This is a genomic window from Isoptericola sp. Y581 (genome assembly GCF_059445475.1).
On sequence record NZ_JCAIUK010000003.1, the window covers coordinates 126,196 to 142,547 of the forward strand.

Below are 16,352 nucleotides of genomic sequence, written 5' to 3' on the forward strand. Positions count from 1 at the left end.
ACCGCCGGTCGAGCTTGACGTGAACCGCTGGTCGAAACCCGGTTTCGACACGCTCGACCAGCGGGGCGTCAGTCGCCGATCTCGCTGGTGCCGGCGTACAGGTGCAGTACAGGGACCTGCAGGTCCTCGCGCGCCCGGGACGCCCAGTCGGAGCGGAAGGTGTCCTCCACGACGTGCGGGTACGTCACGATCACGACGTCCTGCACGCCGTCGGGGCCGCCCTGGGCAGCGACGGCGGTGTGCAGCGCGGGCAGCGGGTCCTCCTCGGTGACCTCGCCGTCGGCCGTCGCGCCCCCGGCGCGGAGCGCCGTGAGCGAGGCCGCGAGCCGCTCGGCGGCCGTGGCGACCGCCTGCTCGGGGGTCGGCTCCTTGCCGACGAGGTCGTGCCCGGCCTCGCGCAGCTCGCCCACCCACAGGTGGTCGATGATCGCGGCCACGACGTTGCGGTCGGTGTCCGCGGGCACGAGCACGCGGTAGCGCTCGGCCTGGGCGTCGTGCAGGGACAGGATGTGCGCCACGTCGGCGTCGGTGAGGGCGTCCTCGGTCAGGACGACGGTGGTCGGCATGCGAGCACCGTAGTCGCACGCGGCGCCGCGAGCGAGGTGCAGGAGGCGGGTCGGGCGTGGTCGTGACGAGCGCCTCATCCTGCGACCGGTTCAGCGCAGCAGCCACCGCGCCAGCAGGGTGCCCGATTCCGGTGCGTGCAGCAGGTGCGCCAGGCGCGCCGGCACCGGCGGCGCCGGCACCCCGGCCGCGGGCGGGGGCTCCCCGGCGGCGCCGGCGGGGGAGGCCGCGACGATCCGCGAGGGCCCCGGGCCGACGAGGCACGGGCTGGTCGTGAGGCACAGCTCGTCGACGAGCCCGCCCGCGAGCATGCTGGCCATCAGGGTGGGCCCGCCCTCGCACAGCACGCGGCGCAGGCCGCGGTCGGCCAACGCCGCGAGTCCGGCGCGGAGGTCGACGTCGTCCGGGTCGTCGGCGGAGCCGACCTCGACGACGCAGTCGGCCGGCAGCGTGCGCGCGGCCGTGCGGGCGCCCGCCGCGCCCGTCAGCACGAGGGGCGGTCGGTCGCCGGTGGTGAGCTGCTGCGGTACGCGGCCGGAGCGGGAGACCAGGCTGAGCTCGAGCGTCCGGTCGGAGGCCGCCGGGACCCCCGAGGGGCGCTCGAGGGCCGTGTAGCCCTCGTGCCGGGCCGTGCCCGCGCCGATCACCACGACGTCCGCCGCTGCGCGCAGGACCCGGAAGACGCGCCAGTCCGCCTCGTCGTTGATCGACCCGGACCGGTGGTCGGGGCCCCACGCGCCGCCGTCGACCGTGCTGACGAAGTTGGCCCGCACGTGCGTGGCGGTCGCCCCGGCTCCCGGGACGGCGTACAGGTCGGCGAGCCGCCGCTCGGCCGGGTCGGGGGCCAGGCGCTCGGGCGCGGGGAGCAGCAGGTCGAGCGGTGCGGTGGCAGATCTCACAGCGGTCAGCGTAACGACGCGGCGTAACCTTGTGGGTCGTGACGCTCACGCAGGACGATGCCTCGACGCCCCCCACGGCCGGTGCGCCGGCCCCCGCCGCGGGGTCCGACGCAGTGCCCGACGCCGCACCCGGACCGCAGCAGGAGGACCGCCCCGTGCGGTCGCTGACCTCCGTGCGTCCGACGGTCTCCCGGGAGCGCCTCCTCGCCGACCTCGTGCCGCCGCGCCACTTCGCGCAGGCCCGCTTCGCGACCTACCGGGCCGACCCCGCCCACCCGAGCCAGACCACCGTGCCGGCCCGGCTGCAGGAGGTCGCCCGCGAGATCACCTCACCGCCGGCGTCGGGCCTGCGTGCGCTGCTCGGGCGTCGCCGTCCCGCGCCCGCCGTGTACATGGACGGCGGCTTCGGCGTCGGCAAGACGCACCTGCTCACGTCGCTGGCTCATGCCGTCACCGAGGAGCTGGGCGAGGGGTCCGCGGCGTTCGGCACGTTCGTCGAGTACACGAACCTCGTGGGCGCCCTGGGCTTCCTGCCCACCGTCGAGGCGCTCGCGACCCGCCGGCTCGTCTGCATCGACGAGTTCGAGCTCGACGACCCGGGCGACACCGTGCTGATGTCGCGCTTGCTGCGCGAGCTGGCCGATCGCGGCGTCGCCCTCGCCGCGACGTCGAACACCCTGCCGGAGGCGCTGGGGGAGGGCCGCTTCGCGGCGGAGGACTTCCTGCGCGAGATCCAGGCCCTCTCGGCACGCTTCGAGGTGCTGCGGGTGGACGGCGAGGACTATCGGCACCGTGCGGTCGTCACGGAGCCCGCCCCGCTGGAGGGGGACGTCGTGGCGCGCGCCGCCGCTGGTCACCCGGGGGCCGTCCTCGACGCGTTCGACGACCTGCTCGACCACCTCGCCACGGTGCACCCGAGCCGGTACGGCGCCCTGCTCGACGGCGTCGAGCTGGTCGCCCTCACCGACGTGCGGCCGGTGCTGCTCCAGGATGTGGCGCTGCGCCTCGTCGTCCTCGTGGACCGGCTGTACGACCGGGACGTGCCGGTGCTGCTCGCCGGCCGGGACGGGCACCACCTGTTCTCCGAGGAGATGCTGCGCGGCGGCTACCGCAAGAAGTACTACCGGGCGCTCTCCCGGTTGGGCGCGCTGGCCGAGGAGGGGCACCGCCTGGTCGAGGCCTGAGCGCTCCCGCCTGAGCCCCCCGCCTGAGCCCCCTCCCGGGCGTCGGTCAGGCCGCGACGGGCTCGGTGTGCAGCACGACGGGTGCGCGGGCTGGCAGGTACAGCGTGCCGTCGTCGAGGCTCGTCCCGGCCGGGTCCCACGCCGCGACGACGCGCGTGCCGGTCGGCAGCGACGAGACGTCGAGCGCGGCCGGCTCGGCCCCGGTGACGAGCACGATCGCGGTGCGCCCCCTCCGCCCGAGCAGCACGGTGCCCTCGGTGCGGACCTCGACGGCCTGGTCGAGATCCAGTGCCGCCGCGGGCCGTAGCCCCACGAGGGTCCTGGTCCAGTCGACGAGCCGTCGCGACCGCGCGTCGCCGACCGGGACGGGCACGTGTTCGTTGTCGAGCACCGGCGGCGTCCCCGCGAGGATCGCGAAGGTGAGCAGGCAGGCGCGGTCGTCGTCCGTTGCGGTCTCGGCGCCGCCGTCGAGCTGGTCATCGTGACTGTCGTCGAGGCCGCTGTCGCCCGGGCGGTCGTCCGTCCCGAGCGTCCACGGCACGGACCGTGCCGCGGCGGGCAGGCGAGTCAGGTCGCGCACCAGGACCGACGAGGCGCGCTGTGTGGCACGGTGGGCGCGGCGCAGGCTCGGCGGGCGCCAGGAGGCCGCCAGTGTGGGTGGGAACACCTGCTGCGCGAGCCGGCGCAGGTCCTGGGCGCGGTCGGCGTCTCCCGGCGCGGCGAGGATGTCGTGGATGATGGTCGTCAACCGGTCGCTGCGGCCCGGCCCGTCCACGAGCAGCGCGACGCGGCGGCTGAGCTGGTCACCGAGCGCGTGGACGTCCTCGGCGAGCTCGCCGAGGAAGGGCATCGCCGACCGGTCGACGAGGGCTTCGACGTCGAGCAGCAGGCCGTCGACGTGGAAGTCGCGCAGCCACCGCTCGGCGTCGGCCACGAGGAAGTCGCGGGGGCCCCGGCTCCCGCTCCCGTCGAGATTGAGGCGGGGGCTGTCCGAGCCCTCGGGCCCCGGCCGCGCGCCCGTGCGCGGCCCGATGCGCGAGCCGGTGGCATAGGGGCCGAACGCGTGCAGCCCGAGGCCGTCGGCGACCGCCCACCGGTGCGGCGCGTCGAGGACGACGGCGAGGCCGTGCGCGTGCGCGCGGTCGACGAAGCGCTGCAGGGCACGCGGCCCCCCGAGCGGCTCGTGGACGGCGAAGAGCCGCACGCCGGCCGCCGGGCCGGCCGCCGGGTCGAACGCCGCCACGGGGGACAGCTCGACGCCCGCCACGCCCGTGGCGGCCACGTCGGCGAGGCGCTCCGCGGCGGCGTCGAGGGTGCCCGCGGGGGTGAACGTGGGGAGGTCCACGCGCAGGAGGACGCTGAGGCTGAGGTCGAGACCCCGCCACGCGCTGTCGGTCCACGGAAACTCGGGGTCGAGGACGCGCGAGGGCCCGTGCACGCCATGGGGCAGCCAGGTGCTGCACGGGTCGGGGACGGGCGGGCCGCCGTCGATGGAGAAGAAGTAGTCGGTGCCCACCGCGAGCTCGTCGTCGGCCCGCCAGTAGCCGGGCTCGTGCGCGCCGACGAGGCGCAGCGGACGACGCTCGTCGTCCCCGGGCAGCACCACCTCGACGGTGTGGGCGCGGGGTGCCCACACGAGCGGCTGGGGGCCGGGCCACAGCTCCCGTTTGCGGGGGAGGGGTGGCGGAGGTCCGGGTGCCGCCCTGTCGGCAAGGCCTGCGTCGGCAGCGGTCACGGCCGACACTCTAGCCATCGACCCTGACGTTCGCCGCTCGACGCCCGGCAGCCAGACGTCGAGTGGCGAACCGGCCCGCAGGCGGCGTTCGCAGGGCGGTCAGGTCGCGTCGAGGCGGGGCGTGCCGGAACCTCTCTTGCGCAAAATAGTGTGCCAAGCGCGGGCGACCGCGCCCGCCGGCTGCTAGACCTGGGGACATGAGCACGGAAGACACAGGCCCACAACCCCAGGCGCCGGTGGACAGGTTGGACGAATCGAACGCCTCGCAGGCACGGCTGGCACCCCGGCGGCGTCCGGCGGGCGATGAGTATCGGGACCCGCGGCCGGGAGGGGACGCGGCGAAGGCGCCGACATCGCTGTCGGCCGCCGAGCTGCATCCCATCGAGAGCGCGTCGAGCGGGATCTCCTGGGACGACCCGGACGAGTTGTGACGCCCCGGCGAGGTCCTACGCCGTCCGGCGACCCCTGAGGTAGCGCCCCGGAGTCGTCCCGACGACGTGGGTGAACGCGGCGATGAAGCTGCTGGGGTTCGCCCATCCGCAGGCGGCGGCGGTGCGGGTCGTGTCGTGGCCGTCGGCGAGGAGCACCAGCGCGTGATAGACGCGCAGCTGCGTGCGCCACTCGTAGAAGGTCATGCCGAGCTCGTGGCGGAACAGCCGGCTGAGCGTGCGGGCGCTGGCGCCGACCGTCTTCCCGAGCTCGGCCAGCGTGGCATTGTCGGCCGGCGTCTCGCGCAGCATCCGGGCGACGGCCTGCAGGCGGTCGTCGTGCGGCTCCGGCAGGTGCAGCGGCTGTTCGTGCGCCTCGTGGAGCTCGTCGACGAGGACCCGCAGGAGGCGAGCACGTGCGGCGCGGCCGTAAGCGGGCTCGCCGTCGACGTAGTTGCGGGGCCCGGTGAGAGCAAGCAGGGCCTCGCGCGCGAGGTCAGAGGCGAGGAACACGGCGGGGCGGTCCGGCAGGAGCCGGGCGAGGGACGGCGTGAGAAAGACGATCCGCATGTCCGTGTCGCCGTGGGCGCGGTGGTCGTGCGTGAACCCGGCGGGGGTCCAGGCCACCCGGTTGGTAGGAACGATCGACGTGCCGCGCTCGGTGTGCACCGCCAGCACGCCGCAGGCGGCGAAGACCAGGTGTCCCTCGGCGTGCGACTGCTCGGCGCTCGCTCCGCCGGACGGCCAGAGATGCCGCCCGCCGGACGGCCACACGTGTGACGTCACGGTGGCCGGGCGTGGTTGGCGGGGAACGGGCATCGGTTGGCACCTTAGCGGTAGCAGGCCAGGTCATGACCCGATGAGACTCCTTCGTGCGGCATGACTCGATGCCGCGTCCTGAGCGAAGGAGACACCCATGGCGACGTTCGTTCTCGTGCCCGGCGGCTGGAAGGGGGCCTGGGCGTTCGAGTCGGTCGTGCCCCTGCTGGAGCGTGCCGGCCACACCGTGCTCGCCCTCACCCTGACCGGTCTGCGGCCGGACGACGACGACGCGACAGTCGCGACGGCCAACCTCGACACGCACGCCGACGACGTGCTGCGGCACCTCGAGCGGCTCGACATCACCGACGCGACGCTGGTCGGCCACAGCTACGGCGGGATGGTGATCACAGCGGTCGCCGACCGCGCCGACCGCCGGATCTCACGACTTGTGTATCTCGACGCCTTCGTCCCGCGCGACGGCGAGTCGTGCTGGTCGGCGTCGAACGACCACTTCCGGGACCTGTTCGCCGGCGGCGCGGCGGCCACCGGCTACTCGGTCTCGCCGCCGGAGGGCGGCGATCCCCGCCGCCGCCCTCATCCCCTCGGCGCCTTCCTGCAGGGCATCCGCCTCACGGGCGCGGTCGCCCAGGTTCCCCGCCGGGAGTTCGCCTACTGCTCGGGGTGGGAGGAGGCGACGCCGTTCGCCGAGCTCGCTGCCCGGCTCCAGGCCGATCCGGGGTGGGAGGTCCACGAGCTCCCCACGGGACACGACGCGATGCACGAGGCCCCGGAGGCGGTCGCAGCGCTCCTGCTCGACGAGGGGCCGCGGTTGCCGGGGGACCGGCCTAGCGGGGGAGGCGGTCGGCGCCGACCGGCACGAGGCGCGGCATCCCGGCCGGGGCGACGGCGCTGAGCGCCACGTAGCGCGCCTCGGCCCGGTGCAGGCGGATGTGCTCGTCGAGCGACCAGTCGGGCCCGTTGGTCAGCACCATCCCGCACGAGCAGTCGATCTCGACCGCGCCGCCGTCGCCGTGCCGCACCTGGCCCACGGTGACGTGCGACGCCCGGGCTCGTGCCTTGGCACGGTGCATCGTCGCGGAGACCGGGGCGAGAGCGGCGTCGGGGGTCGATGGTGAGGCATGATCCACGCGGGCGAGCCTAATGGGTGTGGGCGATGCCCAGCTCGTGCTGGCGCTCGTGCTCCTCGCGGGCGGCCTGGCGCGCCGCGATGCGGGCCTGGACCTCCTCGCGCCGCAGCGGCGGCACCGTCTTCGGGGGCTGACGACGGGCGGGGAGCTCGCCCAGCAGCCGGGTGACGATCTCCGCGATCTCGGCCGTGGCCTGCTCGCACGGCTCGCGCGTGGCGTCGGTCGCGGAGCGCTGGACGCCGGTCACCTTGCGGACGAACTGCTCCGCAGCGGCCTGGATCTCGTCGTCGGTGGCGGGCGGCTCGAGGCCTCGCAGCGTGGTGATGTTGCGGCACATGCCCTCGACGCTACGCCGCCTGGTCTGCCGGGCGCCACGATTGGACGGTGGTCGTGGGACGACGAAGGCCGCCCCGGTGGTCCGGGACGGCCTTCGAGCGGTGGGCGATACTGGGATCGAACCAGTGACCTCTTCCGTGTCAGGGAAGCGCGCTCCCGCTGCGCCAATCGCCCGTCCGGCTGCTGCGTTCCCCGCGCCCTCGAGGTGAGGGGAGTGCAGAGCTCGGAGCGGATGACGAGATTCGAACTCGCGACCCTCACCTTGGCAAGGTGATGCTCTACCAGCTGAGCTACATCCGCACGACCAGGATCTGGGAGTTTCCCCCGGCTTCCTGGCGCCTGGGGAACATTACTTGACCCGGAGCGGGCTGGTCCAATCGCGGGCCTGTGACCTGCGACGCGGTTCAGGGGCTCGGGGCGGAAGACGACGAAGGCCCCAGACCGTTTGGTCCGGGGCCTTCGTCTGCTGGTGGGCGATACTGGGATCGAACCAGTGACCTCTTCCGTGTCAGGGAAGCGCGCTACCGCTGCGCCAATCGCCCGTGCTACGAGGTGGGTACGGGATTCGAACCCGTGTATACGGCTTTGCAGGCCGCTGCCTCGCCTCTCGGCCAACCCACCTTGAGACGTGCTCTCCCGACGCTCGTGGTGAGTCGATCAGAGAGTGGGCCTCCGAGCGGATGACGGGATTCGAACCCGCGACCCTCACCTTGGCAAGGTGATGCTCTACCAACTGAGCCACATCCGCGCGACCAAGACCAGGGCACCTCGCGGTGCCCGCCGTTCTGGCGCGCCCCAAACATTAGTGGACCGGTACGGGTCCGTCCAATCGCCCTCCGGGGGGTGTCGGCGGGACTACCACTACCGTGCTCCTGTGCACGAGCCGACATCCTGGGCCACCTTCGCCGGACGACGCGCGACGCGCGCCGTCGAGTGCGTCGACGTGGCGGAGCAGCCGGAGCGGCTCGACGAGGGGACCTGGTTCGTCGTCGTCGACTTCGAGGCCGACCTGGGCCGTGACGGGAGCGCGCGGGGCGGAGGCCGGGCGCGTGCGTGGCGGTTCGCCGACGTCGCACCGGCCGCCCCGCCTGTGCCCACGGCCGGCGAGCCGTGGCGCGGCCCGGCGCCGTCGAGCTGGCGCACCTCGCTCGACCGCGGCGCCTACGTGCAGGCCGTCGAGGCCGTCCGTGAGCATGTGCGCCAGGGCGACGTGTACCAGGTGAACGTGTGCCGCGTGATGTCGGCGCCGCTGTCGGTCGCGACATCGCTGGGCGGGGCCGTCGTCGAGCCTGACGCGGCGGCCCTCGCCACGCGGCTGGCCCTCGGCAACCCGGCCCCGCACGCGGCGGCCGTCCACGTCCCGGCGGCGACCGGCCTCGACCCCGTCTGGGTGGTCAGCGCCTCGCCGGAGCTCTACCTGTCGATCGAGGACGTCCCCGGCAGCGGGACCGTCCTCGGCTCGGGGCCGATCAAGGGCACGGCACGGACCGTCGCCGGGCTCACGGGGAAGGACCGCGCCGAGAACGTCATGATCACCGACCTCGTGCGCAACGACCTGCAGCGGGTGTGCCGCCCGGGCACGGTGGACGTGACGGACCTCCTCGCCGTCGAGGAGCACCCCGGGCTGGTGCACCTCGTGTCCCGCGTCCGGGGACGGCTGGACGACGACGGGCCGGGCCGGTGGGCGCGCGTGCTGGCGGCCACCTTCCCGCCGGGGTCGGTGTCCGGGGCGCCGAAGTCCTCGGCGCTGCGGATCATCGCCGAGCTGGAGCCGGCCCCGCGCGGGCCGTACTGCGGCGCCGTCGGTTGGGTGGACGGCGACGCAGGGCGCGCCGAGCTCGCCGTCGGCATCCGCACGTTCTGGTGGGCCGACGAGCCCGGCGGGGGCGTGCTGCGGTTCGGCACCGGGGCCGGGATCACGTGGGGGAGCAACGCGGTCCGCGAATGGGCAGAGACCGAGCTCAAGGCCGAGCGGCTGGTCGGACTGGCGTCCTTCGGCGCCGATGTTGCGCGGGACCGATGAGTCCCGGGCGGCGCGACCGTCCCACCCGGCATGACACAAGTGACATGCGACATCGGGATCTCGCTCGACGGGATCTCGGCTGGGCTGAACCAGTCGCTGGAGCAGCCGTTCGGCGACGGCGTCGGGGGCGGGGAGCAGCTGCACGCCTGGATGTTCGAGCACTCCGACGACCACCAGGCCGAGCTCGCCGCGATCACTACGGCGGGGGCCTACATCATGGGCCGCAACATGTTTACCCCCGGCCGTGGGGAGTGGGACCTCGGCTGGCGCGGCTGGTGGGGCGAGGACCCGCCGTACCACGCGCCCGTCTTCGTGCTCACCCACCACGCGCGCGACCCGATCGAGATGGACGGCGGCACCGCCTTCCACTTCGTCACCGGCGGCCCGCACGAGGCCATGGACCGGGCGCGCGAGGCCGCGGGCGAGCGGGACGTCTCGGTGGCGGGCGGCGCGTCGACCGTCAACCAGCTCCTCGCCGCCGACCTGATCGACGAGCTGCGCCTGCACGTGGCGCCCGTGGTCGTGGATGTCGACGGTGTCCGGTTGTTCGACGGCGTGGGCCCGCGCACGCTGCGCGCCGCCGGAGGGCGTATCACGCCGGAGGTGACGCACCTCGTGCTGCGCCGCTGACGCGGGCCGCGCTTCCGGTGCAGACTGGCCCCCATGAGTCTGGTGATCTGGGCGGAAGGGCGCCTCGTCGGGCAGGGGGAGGCGGCGCTGAGCGCCGTCGACCACGGCATCACGGTCGGGGACGGCGTGTTCGAGACGTGCACCGTCTTCGAGGGCCAGGTGTTCGCGCTGACCCGGCACCTGGCCCGCCTTGCGCGGTCGGCGCGGGGCCTCGGCCTCGCGGCCCCCGACGAGCAGAAGGTGCGCGACGGCGTCGGTGCCGCCCTCGCCGAGGCCGTGCGCCTCGACGGGCCGTTCGACGGCCGGCTGCGGATCACCGTGACGGCCGGCGTAGGCCCCCTGGGCTCCGGGCGCGTGGACGCGCCGCAAACGGTCGTCGTGGCGGCGCAGGCGGGCACGATGGCGCCCACCTCCCGCTCGGCCAGGTCGCCGTGGCCGCGCAACGAGCGCTCGGCCGTCGCCGGCCTCAAGACGACGTCGTACGCGGAGAACGTCGTGGCGCTCGCGGACGCCGTGCGCAAGGGCGGCGACGAGTCGATCCTGCCCAACACGGTGGGCGACCTGTGCGAGGGCACCGGCTCGAACGTCTTCGTGGAGCGCGACGGCGAGCTGATCACCCCCACGCTGGACTCGGGCTGTCTGGCCGGCATCACGCGCGCCCTCACCCTCGAGTGGGCCGCGGAGGAGGGGCTGCCCGTGCGCGAGGCCAAGGAGGGGGAGCTGCCGTTCACCGTGCTCGACGAGGTGACCGAGGGCCGGGCGCAGCTGGTGCTCACGTCCTCAGGCCGCAACGTGCAGCCGGTCGTGTGGCTCGACGGCGCCGACGTCGCGGTCGGCGAGGTCTCCCGCGCCGCGCGCGAGCTCTTCGAGCGGCTGTGCCGCGAGCGCCTGGATCCGTGACGGTCACGCAGGGTCGCTGCGCCACATCCGGTGCGGCTGGTTTGAGTCACGCCCGTTCTGTGGCTAATATCGTCCACGCGTCGGGCGATTGGCGCAGTGGTAGCGCGCTTCGTTCACACCGAAGAGGTCACTGGTTCGAACCCAGTATCGCCCACCCGTGACAGAAGGCCCCCTGACCAGCGGAACGTTGGCCGGGGGCCTTCGTCGTTCTAGGGCGTGCAACCTACGTGCGACAGGCTTCCCAGAGCAAGGGAGCCAGATCATGAGCACCGAGAAGACCTACGACGTCGGCGAGCTAGTCCTCGTGAAGCTGGAGGGGAAGCGGCCGCAGTACGGCGTCGGAGACGCTGCCGATGATCCGGTAGGCGATCGAGAACAGCAGCGGCCGCAGCTCGGCGAACTCCTCGGTTCGGGTCGCACCTGAGCCCGAAGGATCGTCCGGCTGTGGTGCGTCCGCATGTTCCCCGGACTCGATCGCGTCGGCATCCCAGGGTCGGCGGCTCACTGCTTGGCCGCCGCTTCGCGCCGGATCCACCGGAACAGCGAAGGGTTGTCGGCTGTGGTGATGACACCGACGGCCTTGCGGACGTAGCGATCGTTGCCCAGCAGGGCCAGCATGGCCGCGGCCAGGTCGGCGCGGGCGGTGAACCTGCCGTCGGCGTGTCCCTCGACGAGGGTGTAGTCGGTCACCGTCGGGAGGTTGTAGAGCCCGCTCGGACGCACGACGGTCCAGTCCAGATCGCTCGCACGCAGCAGCGACTCCATCCGCCGCATGTCGTCGTAGAGCGTCTTGCCCAGTACCCGCGTCACGTACGGGAGCAGGACGCGGTTGAACAGGATTCCCGCGTCGGGGTACCTGTGCGGGTCGACTCCGCTGGAGCTGACGACGACGAGCCGACGCACCTGATGCAGCTCCATCGCCGCGACGATGTTGGCCACGCCACGCGAATAGGTGCTGATCGGCCCCCTCCTGGCGGGGACCCCGACCGTCGACAGCACCGCATCTCGCTGCATCACGAGGGCCTCGACAGCTATCAGATCGAGTATGTCGGCACCCACGACGTCGAGCCGCTCATGGTGCAACGGAAACGAATCCGGCTGCCGGGTCACAGCGGTGACCCGATGCCCGGCCGCAAGGGCCTGTCCGGTGAGCAGACGACCGGTGGATCCATTGGCACCGAAAACTGTGATGCGCATGATGACGTCCTTTCGCATGGCTCTCCGCGTGGGCAACAAGGGTCGAGCTGGCGGAGGGCTTGCTTGTCTGCGGGCTTCTACGGCTGGATGTTGTGGTGGTGTGCGAAGAGATCCGGGGTCGTACCTGCGCTTGACCGCCGCAAGCCGCTGAGAGGTCTGGCCGGGGTAGATCGCGGCGACGTCCAGCTACCCGGCGATGCCCCGACCTCGGCGAGAATCTGCGGTGCCCGACGTCGCGATCGAAGACCACGTGGACGGACAAGGGCGCTCGGGGGCCGCCGGCAAAGGGATTGGCGAGCTCCGCGATGGGAGGCGAGCGCGTCGGGCTCGGGGTTCTGCACCGCACTCGCCGAGAGGACCTCGGTGTCGGCAGCGACGACTTCTGCGGCGTCATGGCATTCCTCTCGTCCACGATCGTTCCCGTTCGCCGAGCCGACGGGCGAGACCTGGACGGCGGTCGACGAGCACCACGACGACGCGCTCTCCTGGTCGTGGCGACACCAACAGGACGAGACACCGACTGCTGCTGTGACATCGGCGGGTGCTCCGATCGCGCGATCCGGACCGGTGGCCCGGACCGTCTCGTCGGCAGCACGCCGCACGTCGGATTTGCCACGCCCTGGTGTCGTGGATCCGGGTCGGCGTCGATCGACGACACGACCCCCTCCCGGATGCTCCGGGTGGACTCGGGGAACGCCACGGGCGTGACCGGGTGTCGCCGAACCTCGTCAGGCCGGCCCCTTGGTCCCGGTTCCCCCGTGTTGCCGCCGCTCGGCGATCGCCGCCAGCCCGTCGTCGATGGTCGGGTATCGAGGTGCCCAGTCGAGCTCCTGCTTCGCCTTGCGCGTGTCGAGGGCCAGGTTGGAGCGGACCATCAGGGTGCCGAGGTATGGCGAGAGACGGAACGCCCAGTTCGGGACGAGGCGTGGCGGGGGCGCGCCGCCGGCGGCCGCCACGGCGGTGAAGTAGGCAGTCCATTCCGTCGGGCGGTCGTCGGCGATGTTGTAGGCCTTTCCTGGGCGGCCCTGGTGCAGGGCGGCGACCGCGGCAGCGGCGGCGTCCTCGAGGTGCACCAGCGAGATCGTGCCGCCGTGTCGTGGTGCCGGGAGCAGGTGCCGGTCGGCCTGGTCGAACAGGCTCAGGGTGGACGGGTCGTCGCCGTAGAACATGCCGTAGCGCAGGGCGATGCCCTCGAGGTCGCTCGCGCCGAGCACCTGGTCCTCGTTGGAGCGCATCGCCGACAGGTGGCGGTCGAACGCTCCGCGTCCGGGTCCTCCGAACGGGGCGTCCTCGGTGACCGGTGTGTCGCCGTGGTCGCGGTAGCCGTAGCCGAAGAGAAAGGACTGGGTGACGAACCGGCGGGCGCCGAGCTGGCGGGCGGCGGCGAGCAGGTTCGCCGTGCCTTGGGTGCGCAGCGCGTTGGTTCCGTCGAGGTCGCGATGCCTCATGGGGGTCCGGGCGAGGGCGGTCGCTTGGTGGATCACGGCATCCGCGCGGGCGCCGTCGAGCCCGGTCAGGAGCGACCGGCGGTCCATGACGTCGACGACCACGACCTCGGCACCAATCGCACGCAGCGACTCGGCCCGGTCCGCGCGGCGGGTGAGTCCGAAGACCTCGTGCCCGGCGGCCAGGAGCTGGCGGGTGAGCACGAGCCCGATCGCGCCGGTCGCTCCCGCGACGACCACCCTCATCGGGCGCCCGTGGTGTGGTGTCGGGTCATGGTGCAGCCCTCCGTCGTCGGCGTTCGGTCACATCTCTGACGAGGCAGCCGGCGCTTCTGTGACGTGGCCGATCGTTCGACCCTGTCCCATCCGGGGGCGCTCAGAGGCGAGGCCGCCTACGAACGTGACACACAGGAGTGCGTGACGAACCGGGTGGTGTCGGGCCGCCGGGGGCATTGGCCTTCCCGGTCACGGCCGAGGCGCGCTGTTCAAGGGGAGCCTTGTCGGCCTCGATGGCTTCTCTTCATCGGCAGTTCGGGCCCCGTTCACGGCACGTGACGGTATCCGTCGGTTCTCTCGCCCAGGGTCACTGGCAAGCCGGTGTCCGGCGCCTTTACGCCGCGCCGGACCAGCCCCTGGAAGGACCGGAGACATCATGAGCGTCAGTCGATTCCTGCGCGAGCACCGCACGGCGATCGGGATCGCCCTCGCCACCGCCGTGACGGCGGTGACCGCGACCGCGGCAGCCGCCCCGGCGCCCACCTCCGCCGCGGCGCCCACCTCGGTCGAGCAGGTGGCCGCTGCGCACCAGAAGCCGGGACGACCGACCGTCTGGGCGCACCGCGGGGCGTCGAAGAAGGCTCCGGAGGAGACGATCGCCGCCTACCGGCAGGCGCTCGCCGACGGCGCTGACGTCCTGGAGGGCGACGTCGCCCAGACGAAGGACGGCGAGCTGGTGGTGATCCACGACGACACCCTCGCCCGGAACACGAACGTCGAGGACGTCTTCCCCGACCGGGCTCCGTGGAACGTCCACGACTTCACGCTCGCCGAGATCAAGCAGCTGGACGCGTGCTCCTGGTGGGACCCGGAGCACGCGGGGGAGAAGATCCTCACGGTGGACGAGTGGTTCGCGTTCAACAAGGGGCGGGCCGGGCTCGCGCCGGAGCTCAAGAACCCGGGCCTCTACCCGGGCATCGTCGAGAACTTCGCCGGGGTGCTGGAGCGGTGGGACTACACCCGGGACCGCAGGGCCAAGAACGGCGCCCCGCTGATCTGGGTGCAGTCGTTCAGCGAGCCCGCGCTGCGCTCGCTGGACGCCCTGCTGCCCGAGGTGCCGCTGTTCGCGCTCGCGTCCGGCCAGGCATACCTGTACGCCGACGACGCGATGCTCGCGGAGCTGGCCACGTGGGCCGACGGCATCGCGGGCGACCCGGCGGTGACGCAGGCGTCCGAGATCGAGCGGGCCCAGTCGTTCGGGTTGAAGGTGACCGGCGGCGTGGACGACGATCCCGTGCTGCTCGAGCAGGCCGTGGACCAGGGGTACGACTCGCTGTTCACGAACACCCCGGACGTCGCGCGTGCCGTGATCAAGGGGAAGAACCTGTTCGGGCGGCAGGCCGTCGTCGTCGACGAGGTCGTCGCCAACGCTTCCGGTGACGACCTGCAGCCCGAGAAGGGCGAGCACGTCGTCCTACGCAACACCACCGACCGGCCGGTCGACCTCACCGGGTACCTGGTGCGCGACTACGGCAACGCCGAGCTGCGTATCGCCGACGGCGCCGTCATCGAGCCCGGCAGCACGTACCGGGTCTACGTCGGCCCGGGCACCGATCGTGAGGACGCGACGTACAACGGACGGGACGGCGCCGTGCTCGGCAACAGCGGAACCGAGCACGCCTACCTCTACGACGGCCGGGGCGTGCTCGTCTCGATCGGCGCGGTCACGGCGCCGCTGACGGTGCGCTGAGCGGCCCGGTTCACCCCGGTCCCGGTGCTCGCCGGCGTCAGCGCCCGCCGGGCACGGGGCCGGAGGATTCCCGGAGCACCAGCTCGGTGGGGAGCCGGATCTGCTCCGCCTCGCGCGCGGCGCGGCCGGCGAACTGGTCGATGAGCAGCTCGACCGCGAGGCGGCCGGCGTGCGAGCCGGGGCCGCCGAGGGTGGTCAGCGAGGGGTGCACGTACTCCGCGGCGAAGATGTCGTCGAAGCCGACCACGCTCACGTCGTCGGGGATCCGGACGCCGCGCTGCGCCAGGCGGCGGGCGATGCCGATCGCGAGCAGGTCGTTGTGCGCGACGAAAGCGGTCGCGTCGGTGCGCAGGGCGCCGTCGGCCGCGGCGCCGCCGTTGGCGACGTTCGGGGTGTACGGGCCGACCCTGTGGGCGGTCAGGCCGTGCTCCTCGGCGCCGGCGCTGAGCGCCGCCCAGCGGGTGGCGCCCATCCACGACCCGGGCGGTCCGGCGCAGTAGGTCATGCTCCGGTGCCCCAGCGAGGCGAGGTGTTGGAGGATCTGGCGGCAGCCCGACGTCGTGTCGAGGGCGACGCTCGCCAGCCCCGGCACCTCGCGGTTGAGCAGCACGACGCGGTGGTGCCCGGCCAGCACCAGCAGATCCTCGTCCTGAAGGCGGCTCGACGCGAGGACGAAGCCGTCGACGGTGGGAGCCAGGTCCCGGACCTGGCTCTCCTCGATCCGCTGCGACTCCTCCGCGTTGACGATGACGAGCGTCGCGTCGGCCGCCTTGACGCGCTGCTCGGCGCCGCGGATCAGCTCGAAGAAGTGCGGGTTCGTGATGTCGGACAGCACCATCGCGATGGTGCGGTGTCGGCCGCCCGCGAGCGCGCGGCTCTGCGGCCGGTGCTGGTACCCGAGCTCGGACGCCGCGACCAGGATCCGCTGGCGCGTGGCCTCGTTGACGCGGCCGGGCTTGGTGAAGGCGCGCGAGACGGTCGACGCGGCCACGCCGGCCGCATCGGCGACGTCGTAGATGGTCGGCTCCACCCTCGTATCAAGCCACGCGATGGCAACCATGGCAACTGCTTGCCACTATTGTCGGCCGATTCATATGGTTGCCGCGAGGACGAGAGTCGCACGACGGCGTGCGAC

At 73.0% G+C, this 16,352-nt stretch carries 17 protein-coding genes and 6 tRNA genes; 9 read left to right on the top strand and 14 right to left on the bottom strand.

Annotated elements, in window-relative coordinates; genetic code table 11:
* Positions 1–68 precede the first annotated feature (68 nt).
* Positions 69–566 (bottom strand): hypothetical protein, encoded by a 498-nt coding sequence (locus tag AC1C2W_RS06710; protein WP_495390897.1) that lies wholly within the window; start codon positions 564–566, stop codon positions 69–71.
* Between the two features lie 90 nt (positions 567–656).
* A complete protein-coding gene (locus AC1C2W_RS06715; RefSeq protein ID WP_495412702.1) occupies positions 657–1,463 on the bottom strand; it encodes a dihydrofolate reductase family protein in 807 nt (268 codons plus the stop codon).
* A 113-nt stretch (positions 1,464–1,576) separates the two neighbouring features.
* On the opposite strand from AC1C2W_RS06715, the gene zapE reads away from it, so the two are divergent.
* Complete coding sequence (zapE, locus tag AC1C2W_RS06720; protein WP_495412873.1) at positions 1,577–2,647, top strand: cell division protein ZapE; 1,071 nt, start codon at positions 1,577–1,579, stop codon at positions 2,645–2,647.
* A gap of 46 nt (positions 2,648–2,693) precedes the next feature.
* On the opposite strand, the gene AC1C2W_RS06725 is transcribed toward zapE, so the two are convergent.
* Positions 2,694–4,382 carry an alpha-amylase family protein gene (locus AC1C2W_RS06725; RefSeq protein ID WP_495412703.1) on the bottom strand — a complete coding sequence of 563 codons (1,689 nt, stop codon included), beginning with the start codon at positions 4,380–4,382 and terminating at the stop codon, positions 2,694–2,696.
* Between the two features lie 197 nt (positions 4,383–4,579).
* On the opposite strand from AC1C2W_RS06725, the gene AC1C2W_RS06730 reads away from it, so the two are divergent.
* Complete coding sequence (locus tag AC1C2W_RS06730) at positions 4,580–4,813, top strand: hypothetical protein (protein WP_495390894.1); 234 nt, start codon at positions 4,580–4,582, stop codon at positions 4,811–4,813.
* A 15-nt stretch (positions 4,814–4,828) separates the two neighbouring features.
* Here AC1C2W_RS06730 and AC1C2W_RS06735 read toward each other — a convergent pair whose 3' ends face one another.
* Positions 4,829–5,629 carry an AraC family transcriptional regulator gene (locus AC1C2W_RS06735; protein WP_495412704.1) on the bottom strand — a complete coding sequence of 267 codons (801 nt, stop codon included), beginning with the start codon at positions 5,627–5,629 and terminating at the stop codon, positions 4,829–4,831.
* 97 nt (positions 5,630–5,726) lie between these two features.
* On the opposite strand from AC1C2W_RS06735, the gene AC1C2W_RS06740 reads away from it, so the two are divergent.
* Entirely contained in the window at positions 5,727–6,485 is a 759-nt protein-coding gene (locus tag AC1C2W_RS06740; protein ID WP_495412705.1) for an alpha/beta fold hydrolase, read from the top strand.
* On the opposite strand, the gene AC1C2W_RS06745 is transcribed toward AC1C2W_RS06740, so the two are convergent.
* From AC1C2W_RS06745 to AC1C2W_RS06775, 7 genes are all read right to left on the bottom strand, one after another.
* Positions 6,418–6,663 (bottom strand): hypothetical protein, encoded by a 246-nt coding sequence (locus AC1C2W_RS06745; RefSeq protein ID WP_495390997.1) that lies wholly within the window; start codon positions 6,661–6,663, stop codon positions 6,418–6,420. The two genes, AC1C2W_RS06740 and AC1C2W_RS06745, sit on opposite strands and share 68 nt — an antisense overlap.
* A 67-nt stretch (positions 6,664–6,730) precedes the next feature.
* On the bottom strand, positions 6,731–7,057 hold the full coding sequence (locus tag AC1C2W_RS06750; RefSeq protein WP_495412706.1) for a DUF2277 domain-containing protein: 327 nt from the start codon (positions 7,055–7,057) through the stop codon (positions 6,731–6,733).
* Between the two features lie 101 nt (positions 7,058–7,158).
* Positions 7,159–7,230 (bottom strand) — tRNA-Val (locus AC1C2W_RS06755).
* A gap of 53 nt (positions 7,231–7,283) precedes the next feature.
* Positions 7,284–7,356 (bottom strand) — tRNA-Gly (locus tag AC1C2W_RS06760).
* A 167-nt stretch (positions 7,357–7,523) separates the two neighbouring features.
* Positions 7,524–7,598: transfer RNA gene (locus AC1C2W_RS06765), tRNA-Val, on the bottom strand.
* Positions 7,599–7,606: 8 nt separating this feature from the next.
* A tRNA-Cys gene (locus tag AC1C2W_RS06770) sits at positions 7,607–7,677 on the bottom strand.
* Between the two features lie 54 nt (positions 7,678–7,731).
* Positions 7,732–7,804: transfer RNA gene (locus AC1C2W_RS06775), tRNA-Gly, on the bottom strand.
* Positions 7,805–7,930: 126 nt separating this feature from the next.
* Here AC1C2W_RS06775 and AC1C2W_RS06780 point away from each other — a divergent pair.
* The 5 genes from AC1C2W_RS06780 to AC1C2W_RS06800 all read left to right on the top strand — a co-directional run bounded on the left by AC1C2W_RS06780 (position 7,931) and on the right by AC1C2W_RS06800 (position 11,033).
* The gene (locus AC1C2W_RS06780) at positions 7,931–9,079 is read left to right on the top strand and encodes a chorismate-binding protein (protein WP_495412707.1); all 1,149 of its coding nucleotides are present in this window, start codon (positions 7,931–7,933) and stop codon (positions 9,077–9,079) included.
* A 30-nt stretch (positions 9,080–9,109) separates the two neighbouring features.
* Complete coding sequence (locus tag AC1C2W_RS06785) at positions 9,110–9,709, top strand: dihydrofolate reductase family protein (RefSeq protein WP_495412708.1); 600 nt, start codon at positions 9,110–9,112, stop codon at positions 9,707–9,709.
* Between the two features lie 33 nt (positions 9,710–9,742).
* The gene (locus tag AC1C2W_RS06790) at positions 9,743–10,609 is read left to right on the top strand and encodes an aminotransferase class IV (protein WP_495412709.1); all 867 of its coding nucleotides are present in this window, start codon (positions 9,743–9,745) and stop codon (positions 10,607–10,609) included.
* An 82-nt stretch (positions 10,610–10,691) separates the two neighbouring features.
* A tRNA-Val gene (locus AC1C2W_RS06795) sits at positions 10,692–10,763 on the top strand.
* 108 nt (positions 10,764–10,871) lie between these two features.
* Positions 10,872–11,033, top strand: coding sequence for a hypothetical protein (locus AC1C2W_RS06800; RefSeq protein ID WP_495412710.1), 162 nt, complete (start codon positions 10,872–10,874; stop codon positions 11,031–11,033).
* A gap of 77 nt (positions 11,034–11,110) precedes the next feature.
* Here AC1C2W_RS06800 and AC1C2W_RS06805 read toward each other — a convergent pair whose 3' ends face one another.
* Together AC1C2W_RS06805 and AC1C2W_RS06810 are read right to left on the bottom strand one after the other, a co-directional pair.
* Complete coding sequence (locus AC1C2W_RS06805) at positions 11,111–11,806, bottom strand: NAD(P)-dependent oxidoreductase (protein WP_495412711.1); 696 nt, start codon at positions 11,804–11,806, stop codon at positions 11,111–11,113.
* A 728-nt stretch (positions 11,807–12,534) separates the two neighbouring features.
* On the bottom strand, positions 12,535–13,497 hold the full coding sequence (locus tag AC1C2W_RS06810) for an NAD-dependent epimerase/dehydratase family protein (RefSeq protein ID WP_495412712.1): 963 nt from the start codon (positions 13,495–13,497) through the stop codon (positions 12,535–12,537).
* Positions 13,498–13,903: 406 nt separating this feature from the next.
* On the opposite strand from AC1C2W_RS06810, the gene AC1C2W_RS06815 reads away from it, so the two are divergent.
* The gene (locus AC1C2W_RS06815) at positions 13,904–15,217 is read left to right on the top strand and encodes a glycerophosphodiester phosphodiesterase family protein (RefSeq protein WP_495412713.1); all 1,314 of its coding nucleotides are present in this window, start codon (positions 13,904–13,906) and stop codon (positions 15,215–15,217) included.
* Positions 15,218–15,254: 37 nt separating this feature from the next.
* Here AC1C2W_RS06815 and AC1C2W_RS06820 read toward each other — a convergent pair whose 3' ends face one another.
* On the bottom strand, positions 15,255–16,277 hold the full coding sequence (locus AC1C2W_RS06820) for a LacI family DNA-binding transcriptional regulator (protein ID WP_495389485.1): 1,023 nt from the start codon (positions 16,275–16,277) through the stop codon (positions 15,255–15,257).
* Between the last annotated feature and the right edge of the window lie 75 nt (positions 16,278–16,352).